General features: G+C 62.0%; 7 protein-coding genes. 6 read left to right on the top strand and 1 reads right to left on the bottom strand.

Going from position 1 to position 15,422, the window contains the following annotated elements; translation table 11 throughout:
* Positions 1 to 128 precede the first annotated feature (128 nt).
* Together BLV67_RS27955 and dctM are read left to right on the top strand one after the other, a co-directional pair.
* On the top strand, positions 129 to 761 hold the full coding sequence (locus BLV67_RS27955) for a TRAP transporter small permease (RefSeq protein WP_065931334.1): 633 nt from the start codon (positions 129 to 131) through the stop codon (positions 759 to 761).
* Positions 761 to 2,041 (top strand): C4-dicarboxylate TRAP transporter large permease protein DctM, encoded by a 1,281-nt coding sequence (gene dctM, locus BLV67_RS27950; RefSeq protein WP_065931335.1) that lies wholly within the window; start codon positions 761 to 763, stop codon positions 2,039 to 2,041. Before BLV67_RS27955 ends, dctM begins: the two co-directional genes overlap by 1 nt.
* Positions 2,042 to 2,162: 121 nt before the next feature.
* Here dctM and ampC read toward each other — a convergent pair whose 3' ends face one another.
* Positions 2,163 to 3,305: a class C beta-lactamase gene (ampC, locus tag BLV67_RS27945; RefSeq protein WP_069786371.1), complete on the bottom strand. Its 1,143-nt coding sequence runs from the start codon at positions 3,303 to 3,305 to the stop codon at positions 2,163 to 2,165.
* A gap of 131 nt (positions 3,306 to 3,436) precedes the next feature.
* On the opposite strand from ampC, the gene BLV67_RS27940 reads away from it, so the two are divergent.
* The 4 genes from BLV67_RS27940 to BLV67_RS27925 all read left to right on the top strand — a co-directional run.
* Positions 3,437 to 4,315 (top strand): LysR family transcriptional regulator, encoded by an 879-nt coding sequence (locus tag BLV67_RS27940; protein WP_065931337.1) that lies wholly within the window; start codon positions 3,437 to 3,439, stop codon positions 4,313 to 4,315.
* Positions 4,316 to 4,389: 74 nt separating this feature from the next.
* Positions 4,390 to 5,574, top strand: a complete 1,185-nt coding sequence (locus BLV67_RS27935) for a DUF2252 family protein (protein ID WP_069786372.1) — start codon at positions 4,390 to 4,392, stop codon at positions 5,572 to 5,574.
* Positions 5,575 to 5,691: 117 nt separating this feature from the next.
* On the top strand, positions 5,692 to 7,365 hold the full coding sequence (locus BLV67_RS27930) for a ShlB/FhaC/HecB family hemolysin secretion/activation protein (RefSeq protein WP_244160793.1): 1,674 nt from the start codon (positions 5,692 to 5,694) through the stop codon (positions 7,363 to 7,365).
* Positions 7,366 to 7,395: 30 nt separating this feature from the next.
* Positions 7,396 to 15,422: two-partner secretion domain-containing protein (locus BLV67_RS27925; protein ID WP_074854561.1), on the top strand; the 8,027-nt coding region annotated here is incomplete at its 3' end.

Raw genomic sequence — 15,422 nt, 5'->3', positions numbered from 1 at the left:
TGCAGTCTTTCAGTTGATGCATTCGGTAACTGACACACCGTCTTCGCGAGCAAGCCCGCTCCCACATTTTGACCCGGTTTCGACCCTGAGCCTTGCACCTACCTATCTCTGCTTCGCGAGGTTTTGCCATGCAAACGCTAAGGCGCGTCTGGGAGCACCTGGAGGAAGGGTTTATCGCCTTCCTGCTGGCCGCCATGACCCTGGTGACATTCGTCTACGTCATGCTCAACAACATCTACACGCTGTTTTTTGCCCTGTCTGACAAGTGGGCATGGAGCAGCAGCTTTTTCGGCGCCCTGGGCGACCACACCATGACCTGGGCCCAGGACATGACCTGGAGCGTGGCGTTGACCAAGGCCATGTTCGGCTGGCTGATTTTTTTCGGCATCTCTTACGGCGTGCGCACTGCCGGCCACCTCGGCGTAGACGCGCTGGTCAAGCTGACCAAGCGCCCGGTGCAGCGCCTGCTCGGCATGCTCGCGTGCCTGTGCTGTCTGGCCTACGCCGGGCTGTTCATGGTTGCCAGCTACAAGTGGGTGAGTGCCGTGATGAGCGCGCATATCGGCGCCGAAGACCTCGACCAATACGGCGTGGACGTGGGCGATATCGTGATCATCGTGCCCATCGGTTTTGCCTTGGTGTTTATCCGCTACCTGGAAATTTTCTACCGCATCTTTACCCACCGTCAGGTCGGGTTGGGGCTGGCCGATGAGGCCGCAGAGGCCAGCAAGTTGGCCGGCAGCCATGAGGAGCGTCACTGATGGCCGTGCTCTGTCTGTTTTTGCTGTTGTTCGTGTTCATGTTCCTCGGCGTGCCCATCGCGATTTCCCTGGGGCTGTCCGGCGCGGTGTCGATCCTGATGTTCAGCCAGGACTCGGTGAGTTCGCTGGCCATCAAGCTGTTCGAAACCTCCGACGCCTACACCTTCCTGGCGATTCCATTCTTCCTGCTGTCCGGTGCGTTCATGACCACCGGCGGCGTGGCGCAGCGGCTGATCGACTTTGCCAACGCCTGTGTCGGCCACATTCGTGGCGGCCTGGCGATTGCGGCGGTGCTGGCGTGCATGCTGTTTGCGGCGCTGTCCGGTTCATCACCGGCGACGGTGGCGGCAGTCGGCTCGATTGCCGTGGCGGGCATGGTGCGCTCGGGTTACCCGAAGGAGTTCGGTGCGGGGATCATCTGCAACGCCGGTACCTTGGGCATCCTGATCCCGCCGTCGATTGTGATGGTGGTGTATTCGGCCGCTACCGAAACCTCGGTGGGCAAGCTGTTCATGGCCGGTGTGATTCCAGGGCTGCTGCTGGGGCTTATGCTGATGGTCGCGATCTACATCGTCGCGCGCATCAAGAAGCTGCCGGCGCAGCCACGTGCGACCTTCCGTGAGTGGCTGACCTGCGCACGCCGGGCGTTCTGGGGCTTGCTGTTGCTGGTGATCATCCTGGGCGGCATCTACAGCGGCATGTTCACGCCAACCGAAGCGGCGGCCGTGGCGGCGGTGTATTCGGCGTTTGTCGCGTTGTTTGTGTACAAGGACATGACACTGCGCGACTGCTCCAAGGTACTGCTGGAATCCGGGCGCCTGGCGATCATGCTGATGTTTATCATCGCCAACGCCATGCTCTTTGCCCATGTGCTGACCACCGAGCAAATCCCGCAGGAAATCACCGCCTGGGTAATCTCCGAAGGCCTCACGCCGATCGGCTTTTTGATCATGGTCAACGTGGTGTTGCTGGTGGCCGGCAGCTTTATGGAGCCGTCCGCGATTGTGCTGATCCTGGCGCCGATCTTCTTCCCGATTGCCATGAAGCTGGGCATTGACCCGATTCACCTGGGGATTGTGATGGTGGTGAACATGGAAATCGGCCTGGTGCATCCGCCGGTCGGGCTGAACCTGTTTGTGACTTCGGCGGTGACCGGCTTGACGCTGGGGCAGACGATTCGCGCGGCGTTGCCGTGGCTGATGATCCTGTTGGTGTTCTTGATCATGGTCACGTACTTGCCGTTTATCTCGCTGGCGCTGCCGCACTGGCTTGGCATGTAAGGCGGTCTGAAAATGTGGGAGCTGGCTTGCCTGCGGTAGCGGTTGTTCAGTCAGCCAATTCGGTGACTGATATACCGCCATCGCAGGCAAGCCAGCTCCCACATTTGGTTTTTGTCAGGTTTTAGTTATCCATCGCGCTCAAGATCCCATAAGCCAACTTCACCCGTTCGGCATTCGGGTAATTGCGGTTAGCCAAAATAACCACCCCCATGTCCTTGCTCGGTACATAAACCACATACGCACCAAAACCGCCGGTTGAGCCGGTTTTGTTGTACAGCACGTTGGCCGGTTGCGGCTGCGCCGGAGTCAGCCAATTAACCTTGTGCGGCTGCATCGCCATCTCGGTCGAGTTGCCATCAAGCAACGCCTGCAGCGTGATCGGGTAGGGGTAGCGCTCCCAGCCCAGGCCCTGGGTCATGCCATTGACCGTGTAGTAACCGGCGTGCGTGGCAGCGATGGCCTGTTGCAGCGGCTTTTCCAGCGTGTCGGGATGCATGTTCGCGATCACATAGCGGGCCAGGTCCTGGCTGCTGGTCTTGATGCCGTAGGCTTCGCTGTCCAGCGCACCGGCGCTGACGCGAACAGGCTTCTGATTTTTGTCATAACCTTGCGCATATCGACCGGCTTTGCCCGCAGGCACGTTAATGTGGGTATTGCTTAACCCAAGCTTGGGCAGCAGGGTGTTCTCCATGGCCACGTTGAACGGTTGGCCCAGGCTTTGCGCGGCGAGGTAGCCGAACAGGCCGATGCTGGGGTTGGAATACAGGCGTTGTTCACCTGGCGCGTAAGTCGGCTTCCAGTGTTGGTAATAGGCGAGCATGGCGCCCGCATTGTCGGCCGCGTTTGGAAACTGCAGCGGCAGGCCGCCGGGGGTGTAGGTCGCCAGCTGCAACAGGCTGATGCGATCAAACACCGTGCCGGCCAGGGCGGGCTGGTGTTGGCTGGCTTTGTCGGAGAGCTTGATCTTGCCGATGGCCTGGGCATAGCCACCGAGGGTGGCGGTAAACGTTTTACTCACCGAGCCCACCTCAAACAAGGTGTCTTCGTTGACGGGCTGCTGGGTATCCCTGGACGCGACACCGTAGTTAAAGTATTGCACCTTGCCTTTGTTCACCACCGCAACCGACAGGCCGGGGATGCCTTGTTGCTGCATCAGTGGCGCAACGCTGGTGTCGACCACCGTGCGCAAATCGGCGGCTGCCATGCAACTTCCAGATACAATTAGTAAGGCCGGTAGCAGTGATTTTTGTAAGATTTTATTCATGGTGTTTCGCTTCCATGTAAAGGGTGCAGTGACGATCAGAGCCTGCGCAGGCGGGGCAAATCTAGGTGGATTTTGTTCGCTGAGCAAACGATGATATCTCGCATCAGCCATTAGATTATTTAGGGTCAAGCATGCTGCGCTCCCACTTACCGCTCAACGCGTTGCGGGCGTTCGAGGCTTCCGCCCGGCATTTGAGCTTCACCCGCGCCGCCATCGAGTTGTGCGTGACCCAGGCAGCGGTCAGTCACCAGGTCAAAAGCCTGGAGGCGCAACTGAATGTCACCTTGTTCAAGCGCCTGCCACGCGGCCTGATGCTGACCCGCGAAGGCGAAACCCTGCTGCCGGTGGTGCGCGAGTCTTTCGATCGTATTGCCCTTACCTTAGGCCAGTTCGAAGGTGGCCATTACCGTGAAGTGCTCACCGTCGGGGCGGTGGGCACTTTCGCCGTCGGCTGGTTGCTGCCGCGCTTGCCGGATTTTCAAAGTCGCTACCCGTTTATCGACCTGCGCCTGTCGACCCACAACAACCGCGTCGACGTCGCCGCCGAAGGCCTCGACTATGCGATCCGCTTCGGCGCCGGTGCCTGGCATGGTACCGAGGCTTGCCAGCTGCTCGAAGCGCCGTTGACCGTGCTGTGTGTGCCGCAGGTTGCCGAGCAATTGCACACGCCGGACGACGTGCTCAAGCACACGTTGTTGCGCTCTTACCGAGCCGATGAATGGAACCTGTGGTTCCAGGCGGCCGGGCTGCCGGCCGACACGCCGGTGCCGCGCAGCATTGTGTTCGACTCGTCCCTGGCGATGATGGAGGCCGCGCAGCAAGGCATCGGCGTGGCATTGGCACCGGCGATGATGTTCTCGCGGCAATTGGAGAGCGATGTGATTCGCCAGCCGTTCTCCGTGGGCATCAGCACCGGCAGTTATTGGCTGACGCGCTTGCAATCGCGGCCAGAAACCTCGGCCATGGCCGCGTTCAAAGGCTGGTTGAAAGCGCACACCGCCCAGGCTTGAAGTTTTTATTCTTGAAACAAAATGAAACATTTGTGACGGGCCAGCCTCTACCGTACCCCGTACCGAGTGCTTCCATGAAAATTCCGCGCCCCTCTGCCCGCATGCCCCACCTTATCCAACTGCGCAACCTGAAGATGGCGCGCTCGGCCCATGCTTATGTGCGCGGCAGCACGGTGCAGTTTTACGAGTGGTTGCACAGCCAGCCCGGTCGCCGCTTGCCCCATGGCCCGGCGATCTGGATCTGCGGCGATTGCCACGCGGGCAACCTCGGCCCCACGGGTGATACCAAAGGCCGTATCGACATGCATATCCGCGACCTCGACCAGACCGTGATCGGCAACCCGGCCCATGACCTGGTGCGCCTGGCGTTGTCGTTGGCCACCGCCGCACGCGGCTCGGACCTGCCGGGCGTGACCACTGCGCGCATGCTGGAAGAAATGATGGTGGGCTACGAGCAAGCCTTCAAAGACAAGCCCGATGAAGCGCCACCGCGCCCGTCCCAGGTCAAGGCTGGCATGCGCAGCGCGGTAGAGCGCACCTGGAAAAACCTGGCGCGTGAACGCATTGAGAGTGCGCGGCCAACCATTGCGCTGGGCAAGCATTTCTGGTCATTGTCACGGGCGGAAAAGAGCGCGCTGGAGAGCGTCTGTGCCTCGGATGAAATCCACCAGCTGGTGACTTCGCTCAAGGGCCGCCCCAAAGACGCCAAGGTTCAATTGCTCGACTCGGCCTATTGGGTCAAAGGCTGCAGCTCACTCGGCTTGCTGCGTTATGCAGCCTTGCTGGGTGTGGGCGACAAGGACGACCAGGAATATTGCCTGATCGACATCAAGGAAGCCGTCGGCGCCGCCGCGCCCCGGGCGGCACGCGCGAAGATGCCACGCGACAATGGCCGGCGCGTAGTGGAAGGCGCCCGTCAGCTGTCACCGGGCCTGGGCGAGCGCATGCTGGCCACGCGCTTTCTCGATCACGGTTTCTTCATCCGGGAACTGCTGCCCCAGGACATGAAACTGGAACTGGACGAATTGAGCGAGATCGACGCCATGCACGCCGCCGGTTACCTGGCCCGCGTGGTCGGTATCGCCCATGCCCGGCAGATGGACCGCGATACGCGCAAGGATTGGATGGCGGTGTTGCAGGAAAACCGCTCTAAACAACTAGATGCACCGTCGTGGTTATGGACCAGTGTGGTGCAGTTGGTGGGCAGCCATGAGCAGGGGTATCTCAACCATTGTCGGCGGTATGCGTTGGAGCACTAGAAGCGGCGCTTAAAGGTAATGTTGGCATATTCAAAGTTCGATGATAGCTTCCCGCCTTCAATTATCGACGGATCGAATATGCAATTGCCCACGCCATGAATTCGGCCATTACTGTGCCTGACAGCGTTGTACCTCAGCGCCCACAACAGCGCGTTCGCTGCGACTAATCCGGGTGACCAGGACCTGATTCGCGACCGGCAAAACCGCCTGCTGGAAGAGCAGCAGCGACGCCTTGAAGAACTCAAGGAACTGCCCGGCAAACAGGTAAAACCGGTGGCTCCCGCCACCCCGGTTGATAGCCTTTGCTTCCCCATCCAGCACATTGAACTCAAGGGCGCCGACACCTTGTCTGCCGATGAGCGCGAGCGCCTGGTCAAGCCTTATGTGAATCAGTGCCTGGGGGTTTCCCAGCTGAATGAATTGCTCAAGCGCGTGACCGACTATTACATCAACAAAGGCCTGGTCACCAGCCGTGCCTACTTGCCGCAACAAGACCTGTCCAGCGGTCGTCTGCAAGTATTGGTGGTGGAAGGCAAGCTGGAGGGGGTTAAAGGCGCCGACAACAGCAAACTGTCCGAGCGCGAACTGGCCATGGCCTTTCCCGGCCATAGCGGCGACTTGCTCAATCTGCGAGAAGTCGAGCAGGCCATCGATCAGCTTAATCGGTTGCCGTCCAACCAGGCGCAAATGGAACTGGCCCCTGGCAGCGAAGTGGGCGGCAGCACCGTGTTGGTCAAGAACAACCCGCAGAAACCCTGGCGTGCCAGCCTGTCGCGCAATAACGATGGGCAGCGCAGCACTGGCGAGCAGCAGTGGGGCACCGGCTTTGAGTGGGACAGCCCGCTCGGCCTGGCCGATCAACTGGTGCTGCGCGGCGGCCATGACGCGATCAGCGACCATCAAAAAACCTCTAAAAACGCCATGCTCTACTACAACGTGCCGTGGGGTTGGTGGAACTTCAGCTACAGCTACAACCAGAGCGATTACCGCTCGGTGGCCCAGGGCGACGGCTTTGATTTCAAGCAAACCGGCGACAGCCAAAACCACCAGCTGCGCGCCGAGCGGGTGATCCACCGCGACGCCCTGAGCAAAACCTCGGTGAACGTGGGCCTGGCCCATTTGCGCACCAACAACTACATCAACGACAGCCACCTCAAAGAGAGCAGCAACCGCCTCAGTGAGTTGCAGCTGGGCATCAACCACGGGCGCCGTATTGGCAGCGCCTTCGTCAACCTCGACGTCGGCATGCAGAACGGCACCGGCGCGTTCGACGCCCAGGGCAATCACAACCCCGGCCCGGGCGTGCCGGATGCGCGCTACCGCAAATACACCGCCACCGTCAGCTACCTGCAACCGTTCAGGCTGTGGGGCGAGTCGTTCAGTTTCACCAGCCTGGCCACCGGCCAACGCAGTGAAGACGTGCTGTTCAGCCCGCAGCGCATGAGCCTCGGCGGTTCCTCGTCGGTACGCGGTTACAAGGACCAGCAACTCAATGGCGACAGCGGAGGTTACTGGCGCAACGACCTGCGCTGGAGTCGCCCGGTGACGCTGGGTTGGCTGCGCCCGGTGTTCGGTGAATACGGCGCCAGTGTCGGCTATGACCAGGGCGTGATTCGCAATGCGCGCTACAACGGCGAGGTACACGGCCGGGTCTCGAGCAACTCGCTGGAGTTGTTTGCCCGAGGCCAATACGTGAGCACCAGCGTGACCTTTGCCCACTCGCTGGAACGACCGGCCACGCTGCTTGAGCGCGAAGCGCCGATCTACTTCCGCATGGATTTTTTCCTCTAATTCAACGCCCCGTTGCATCGAGAATTTGAAATGGATGTTCGCCAGTTTGCCTTCCTTGTTCGCCAGCCTTCGGCTGCCCTGAAAAGCCGTGACGCGTTCCTGGGCCTGCCCAAACGTGGCCTGGCCCTGATTTTGGCCAATGCGCTGTTCTGGCAGCCATTGCTGGCCCAGGCCGAAGGCATTGTGGTCAGCGCCCCCGGCACCAGCGTCGGCCAGGCCGGTAATGGCGTGCCGGTGGTGAACATCGCCGCGCCCAACGGCAGTGGTTTGTCCCACAACCAGTTCAAGGACTACAACGTCGGCGCCAACGGGCTGATCCTCAACAACGCGACCTCCACCACGCAGTCAACCCAGTTGGGCGGGATCATCCTCGGCAACCCCAACCTGCAGGGCCGCGCGGCCAATATCATCCTCAACGAAGTCAACGGCGCCAGCCCCAGCCAGTTGCGGGGCTACACCGAAGTGGCGGGGCAGTCGGCCAAGGTCATCGTGGCCAATCCTTACGGCATCACGTGCAGCGGCTGCGGTTTCATCAATACGCCGAATGTGACCCTGACCACCGGCAAACCGGTGCTCGACAACGGCCGCCTGGACCGTTACCAGGTCGATGGCGGCGCCGTGACCATCGACGGCCAGGGCTTGAACGCCAGCAACGTCGACCGCTTCGAAATCATTACCCGCTCGGCCAAGATTAATGCGCAGATCAATGCGCGCAACTTGACCGTGATTGCCGGGCGTAACGACGTTAACGCCCAGACCTTGAATGCGACGGCACGTGCCGATGACGGCAGCGCCAAGCCTGAATTGGCGATCGACTCGTCGGCATTGGGCGGCATGTACGCCGGTGCGATCAAGCTGGTGGGCACTGAGGCTGGTGTGGGCGTGAAGCTAGACGGCACACTGGCAGCCAGTGGTGGCGATATTCAGCTGGATGCCAACGGCCATTTGAGCCTGGCGCAGACAGCGGCCACCGGCAACATCAACGTCACCGCGCAGAGCGTCAACCTGACCGACAAGGTCTACGCTGGTAACAATGTGCAGGTCACCAGCGCCCAGGCACTGGTCAACCAGAAGAGCCTCGCCGCCCGCGACAGCATCACCCTGGCCAGCAATGGCCAGGTCACCAACAACGGGATTATCGAGGCCGGCGTCAACGCCGATGAAACGCGCAATGCCAACGGCGATGTCAGCCTGTCTGCGGGCAGCCTTAAAAATACCCAAAGCGTGGTTGCCAGCCGCACCCTGACGGTAACTGCGGCACAAAAACTGGATAACCAAAACGCCACGTTCAGCGGCGCGAGCGCGGTGGTTAATGCCGGCCAGGTCGATAACCAAGGCGGTCGCGTGCTTGGCTTCAAGGACTTGACGCTTAACGCAAGCCAGCTGGGCAATGACAACGGTTTGGTCGCCGGCCAGGAACAGGCCCGTGTTACCGCCGGCACGCTGAGCAACCGCGCAGGCGAAATCTCCGCCAACCAAACCAGCGTTACCGCCACGACCCTGGATAACCGTGCCGGCAAACTGCTGGGCGCCCACCTCAATGTGCTCGCCAGCGGCGCGATCGACAACCGCCTGGGGATCTTCTCGGCCACCAGCCTGCTGACCCTGCAGGCCGCCAGACTGGACAACAGCGGCCAAGGCACCGTCGCGAGCCAGGGCAACCTGACCGCGAACATCGGCGGGCTGTTCGATAACCACAATCAAGGCAACCTGGTCAGCCAGGGCGCCCAACAGGTCAGTGTCGGCCAACTCAACAACGCCCAGGCCGGGCTGGTATCGAGTAAAAACACCCTGGTACTGCACGGCGATACGCTCGCCAACCAGGGCGGCCTGGTGATTGCCGACGGGGCAATGACCCTCACAGGCGGCAGCGTCGACAACAGCCAGCAAGGCGTGATCAGCAGCAAGGCCAATACCCGCGTCGAACTCGCCAGCCTCAACAACAGCACTGGCGGCCGACTGAGCAGCGACGGCGGCCTGATCCTCAGCGCCAGTCAAATCGAAAACGGTGCCGGCCGGATCAGTGCCAAGGGCGACCTGCTGGCAACCGTCGGCGTGCTCAACCAACAAGCCGGCGAATTGGTCAGCGAAGGCGTGCTGAGTTTTACCGGCACAGCCCTGGATAACCGCAACGGTGGCCTCATCGCTGCCACCCGTGGCGTCGACCTGTACAGCCCGAGCATTCTCAACCAGCAAGGTGAAATCTCCAGCCAGGCCCGCGTGCGGCTGGGTGCCGATCAACTCACCAACAGTGGTGGCAAGGTCATTGGTGACGGCGGCCTGGTGCTCACCGTGCAACGCCTGCTCAACCAGAACAAAGGCCTGTTGGCGGCGCGCCAAGGCCTGGAATTGAACGGCGGGCAACTGGACAACAGCCAGGGCGGCCGCGTTATCAGCCAAACGGGCGTGAACATCAACCTGAGCGGCGATCTGCTTAACCAAGGGCAGGGCGTGTTACTCAGTGACGGCGCGTTAACCCTCAATGCCGGCACGCTGAACAACAGCCAGGCCGGTGTGATCAGCGCCAAACAACAGCTTGACCTGCGCAGTGCAGGCCTTAACAACAGCCAGCGCGGCAGTATCAGCAGTGACGCCGGGATCCTGCTTAAAACCGGGCAACTGGACAACAGCCAGCAAGGCTCGATCTTCGCCAAGTCCGCGCTGCAGGCAAACCTCGCCGGGCTGGACCAGCATGACCACGGCGAACTGGTCAGCAATACCGCCATCGACCTGGACCTGAACCACGGGCAACTGATCAACCGTGACCACGGCCTGATTGCCACGCCCGGCCAATTACTGCTGCGCAACCTCGGCAGCGTCGACAACAGCCAGGGCGGCGAGCTTTCCAGCACGCAATCCTTTGCGGTGGTGGCCGACACGCTGAACAACCGTGGCGGCAAAGTCATCAGTGGCGACAGCTTGCAGGTGCGCATCGCCCAGGCGATGGATAACAGCGTCGAAGGCGTGGTGTCGGCCAAGAACCTCTTGCAGGTGACGGCGGGCAGCCTTGACAACCAGGCCGGTGGTGCGATTGCCAGCCGTGGCGCTGTGGACCTCAAGGTCGCTGGCGCTTTGGACAACCGTAATCAGGGCCTGATCAGCGCGGCGACCACGCTGGATGCAACGGCGGGCGCATTGAACAACAGCGACAAAGGCCGGCTCTCGGCCGGCACTCGCCAAACCCTCAGCACCGGGGCGCTGGATAACAGCCAGGGTGGGCAACTGGTCAGCGATGGCAACCTTACGCTGACGGCGGCCGATGTCAGCAACCGCAACGGCGTGATCGGCAGCCAGCAGGCCTTGAGCCTGAGCGTCGCCAACCTCGACAACACGGCGGGCCTGATCAACAGCCAGGGCGACCTCAGCCTGGCGGGGCAGCGTGTGGACTCAAGCCTCGGCGGTGAAATCTCGGCCAAGGGCAACCTGCAACTGGTGGTGCAACAGCTGATCCAGCGCCAGGGCCGCCTGATCGGCGAACGCGCTGTGGCGCTCGACCTGCAAGGCGGCGACCTCGACAACAGTGCCGGCCTGATCAGCGCCAAAGGGCCGCTGAGCTTTGCGCGCCTGGCCAACCTCACCAACCGCGAACAAGGCGAAATCTCCAGCAATATCGGATTCAGCGTGGCGGCCCAGCGTATCGACAACAGTGATCGCGGGGTCATCCTCAGCACCGATCAACTGCGCGTTGAGGCGAACACCCTGATCAACGCCAACAAAGGCCTGATCTCCGGCTGGAACGGTTTGACCGTGGCCGGCGGCAGCCTCGACAACAGCGCCGAAGGCACGCTGTCGAGCAAAAACGGCAGCCTGCACGCCAACCTCAGCGGCGCCCTCGATAACCACGCGGCCGGCGCCCTGGTGAGCCAGGGCCTGCAAACCCTCAGCGCGGCGAGCCTCAACAACGCCCAAGGCATCATCTCCAGTCAGGGCGATGTGGGCCTCAGCATTGCCGGGCGCCTGGATAACAGCAACAACGGCTTGATTTCCTCCAGCCAATCGCTGGGTTTGAACCACGCCCAAAGCCAGATCCTCAACCGTGGCGGCCAGATCAGCGCGGCCAACATCAACCTGACCGGCCAGAGCCTGGACAACAGCGGCGGCCAACTGATCAGCCAGGGCAGCCTGCAAGGCACCCTCAGCGGTGCACTGATCAACGCCAACAATGCGCGCCTGGCCAGTGGCGGCGCGTTGCTGCTCAACGCCGCCAGCCTCGACAACCGTGGCGGCCAACTGGTCAGCCAAAACCGGCTCGACCTGACCCTCGCCAACGGCGATTTGAACAACAGCGGCAAAGGCACCCTCGCCAGCCAGCAGGACCTGCTGATCAAACTGCTGGCCGGTGACGTCAACAACCAGCAAGACGGCCTGATCTACAGCCAGAAGGGCAAGCTTGAGCTTGCCGCACGCACCCTCGACAACCAGCAGGGCACCTTACAAAGCCAGACCGACAACCTGCTGCGTCTGAGCGGCGCCCTCAACAACCAGGGCGGCCGGGTCGACAGCCTCAGCGGCAACCTGGACCTGAACGCGGCCAATGTGGCCAACACCCGCGGCGGCATCCTCAACAGCGGCAAAGGCTGGATCAAACTGGTCAGTGGCCTGTTCGACAACGGCGGCGGCATCACCCAGGCGCAATCGCTGGATATCGACGCCAAGGGCGGCGTGCTCAACCAACTGGGGCACCTGTCGGCGCTGGGCGGTGAAAACCGCATTGTCACCAGCAGCCTGAATAACCAGGGCGGCGGCGTGTATGCCAACACCTTGCTCAAGGTCACGGCCGCAGACTTCGATAACCAGGGCACGGCGGCTAACAACGGCGGCAAAGTCGGCGCCCGCAACATCGACTTCGGCCTCACCGGCACCTTAAGCAACCGCTTCGGCCTGATCGAAAGCGACGACACCCTGCGCCTTGCCGCGCAAACCCTCAACAACGCCGCTGGCAACCTGCGCGCCATGGGCCGCGCGGGCAACACCGATATCAACGTGTCGGGCCTGTTCGATAACCGCTCCGGCGCGCTGGAAAGTGCCAACGAAAATCTCAACCTGCAAGCCGGCAACCTCGACAACAACGGTGGCCGCATCGTGCACACCGGCAGCGGCAAATTCGACCTGACGTCTGATCAAGTCACCCGTGCCGGCGGCAGCTTTGTCACTAACGGCCAGTTGGACATCAAGGCAGCGAGCTGGACCAACAGCAGCGTGATCCAGGCCGGGCGCTTGAACCTCGACATCGGCCAATTCACCCAGACCGCCAGCGGCCAATTGTTGGGCGCACAAAGCCTGACCGGCACCGGCGACACCTGGACCAACGACGGCCTGCTGGCCAGTGACGGCAGCCTCAACCTCACGCTTACCGGCGGCTACAGCGGCAACGGCCGGGTCAGCAGCCTCGGCGCCATGACCCTCACGAGCGCCAGCATGGACTTGGGCGAAAACGCCCGCATTGCCGGCGGCGCGGTCACCCAGGTCAACAGCAGCACCCTGACCAACCACGGGCGCCTGACCGCCCTCGGTGACCTCACGGTAAACGCCACCACCCTGAACAACTACGGCACTTTGGGCGGCGCGGAAAAAGTCCGCCTCAACGCCACCCACCTGCTCAACGACAGGGGCCTGCTGTTCAGCGGCAACGACATGACCTTGCGCGCCAACGATGTGCGCAACCACTACGGCGACGTCTACAGCCTCGGCGGCCTGGACATTGCCCGCGACGATGCGGGCGCGCGCAGCAGCCTGATCGAAAACGTCTCCGGCAGCCTGGAAAGCGCCGGCAACATGCGCCTGCTGGCCGACACTTTGAGCAACCGCCGCGACCAGTTCAGCACGGAAAAGAAACTGGTCTCGGGCAACCTCAATATCTATTCCAACGACTTCTGCAAAGGCAAAGGCTGCGAGCTGTACTTCACCTCCGTAGAGAAATACGAAGACGTGCTGGTCGGCAGCTCGGCCTCGGCGTTCATCAACGCCGGTGGCGACCTGACCGTCGGCAGCCAGACCTTCGATAACCTCTACAGCTCGGTGTCTGCCGCCAAAAACATCCTGATCAACACCGACGTGCTGACCAACCGTGGCGCCGCCGGCGGTGAAGAAGTGCACCTGAATTCGGGCTTTTATACCCGTGACCGCAGCTTCTACAACACCTTCATGGAGCGCCAGAACCAGTTCAACGTCTATAACAACCCCAACTCCGGCGACTACCGCCCAGGTGAGATGACCCTGGCCAAGATCATGGCCGGCATTGGTAACTTTTACGAAACCAGCACCTACGTGGTGCCGACTGCCGGCAGCGTTATTGCCCAGGCGGTGATCCAGGCGGCCGGCTCGGTGACGGTCAACGCCACGCAAAAAATCGACAACAGCGTGATTCGCCCCAACGCCACCGACATCAAGGCCCCGGCGCAAAACCACGACACCAACTCCGACGTATTCGCCTCCACGGTGAAACCGGCGATTACCGCGCAACTGCCGCCAGACCTGGCTCAGCGCCAGGTCAACCCGGCCACCTTGCCTGGCTTCAGCCTGCCCACCGGCCAGAACGGCCTGTTCCGTTTGAGCGGCCAACAGGCCAAGGCGGACAGCGCCGCCAGCGCCTCCACGGGCACTGGCGACTTCAGCGTCGGCGGCCGCCAGATTGCCGACAAAGACCGCGAAAAACCGCTGGACTACAGCGCCGTGCAAGAGCGTGGTTTCAGCGTCGATGGCCAGCCACTCAGCGGCGCGGTCACTGGCCAAGGCACGCTGAACCTGGACAGCCGCGCGCCGTCGGTAACCCGCGTGCAAGGGCTGCCGCAAATCGCCGCGGTCGACAACAGCCACAAATACCTGATCGAAACCAACCCGGCGCTCACCGACCTCAAGCAGTTCATGAGCTCCGATTACCTGCTGGGCAAACTGGGCTACAACCCTGATACCGCCTGGAAACGCCTGGGCGATGGTCTCTATGAGCAACGCCTGATCCGCGAAGCCGTGGTGGCCCGCACCGGCCAGCGCTACATCGATGGCATCGCCAGTGACGACGCGCTGTTCCGTTACCTGATGGACAACGCCATCAGCTACAAGGACTCGCTCAAGCTGCAACTCGGCGTGTCGCTGACCGCCGAGCAAGTCGCGGCGCTGACCCACGACATCGTGTGGATGGAAGAAGCCGAGGTCAACGGCCAGAAAGTCCTGACCCCAGTGCTCTACCTGGCCCAGGCCAACAACCGCCTGGCGCCCAACGGCGCACTGATCCAGGGCCAGGACGTAAGCCTGATCACCGGCGGCGACCTGCACAACAGCGGCACCCTGCGCGCCACCAACAACCTCAGCATGGTCGCCGGCAACATCGACAACAGCGGCCTGATGCAAGCCGGCAACCGCCTGGAAATGCTCGCCACCGACTCGATCCGCAACACCCGTGGCGGCATCATCAACGCCCGCGACATCAGCGCCACCGCCGTGACCGGCGACATCCTCAACGAGCGCACCGTCACCGCCTTCAAGCAAGAAGGCGACGGCTACCAACTGCGCAACGACGTGGCCAGCGACGCCTCGCGCTTCGAAGCCACCGACACCCTCAAGCTCAACGCTGGGCGCGATGTGCTCAACGTCGGCAGCGACCTCAAGGCCGGTGGCAACGCCAGCGTGACCGCCGGGCGCGACGTGGTGATCGCCAGCCAGACCGAACAGGACGACTACGCCTACCAACGCCGCCGCGTCAAAGGCACCGAGCAAACCACCCTGCAATACGGCTCGAACGTGGACGTGGGCGGCAACCTCGCCATCGACGCCCGCCGCGACATCGCCGTGGTCGCCAGCACCGTCAGTGCCGCCAAAGACCTCAGCGTCAAAGCCGGCGAAAACCTGACCCTGGCCGCCGCCGCCAACGAACAACACGACTACTCCAAAGGAAAAAAAGGCGGCACCAAAACCACCACCCAACTCGACACCGTCACCCAACAAAGCGCCGAACTCAAAGCCGGCGGCGACCTCATCGCCATCGCCGGCACCGACCTGACCCTGGTCGCCAGCAAAATCAGCGCCGGCAACGAAGCCTACGTACACACAGGCAACGAACT

This window comes from Pseudomonas salomonii, from assembly GCF_900107155.1.
Lineage (GTDB): Bacteria > Pseudomonadota > Gammaproteobacteria > Pseudomonadales > Pseudomonadaceae > Aquipseudomonas > Aquipseudomonas salomonii.
This window is presented reverse-complemented; position numbering and strand designations above follow the sequence as displayed.

What these genes read in the sequence shown, in the direction of transcription:
- BLV67_RS27955 (WP_065931334.1), top strand. Translation starts at nt 129, where the DNA reads ATGCAAACGCTAAGGCGCGTCTGGGAGCACCTGGAGGAAGGGTTTATC.
- dctM (WP_065931335.1), top strand. Translation starts at nt 761, where the DNA reads ATGGCCGTGCTCTGTCTGTTTTTGCTGTTGTTCGTGTTCATGTTCCTC.
- ampC (WP_069786371.1), bottom strand. Translation starts at nt 3,305, where the DNA reads ATGAATAAAATCTTACAAAAATCACTGCTACCGGCCTTACTAATTGTA.
- BLV67_RS27940 (WP_065931337.1), top strand. Translation starts at nt 3,437, where the DNA reads ATGCTGCGCTCCCACTTACCGCTCAACGCGTTGCGGGCGTTCGAGGCT.
- BLV67_RS27935 (WP_069786372.1), top strand. Translation starts at nt 4,390, where the DNA reads ATGAAAATTCCGCGCCCCTCTGCCCGCATGCCCCACCTTATCCAACTG.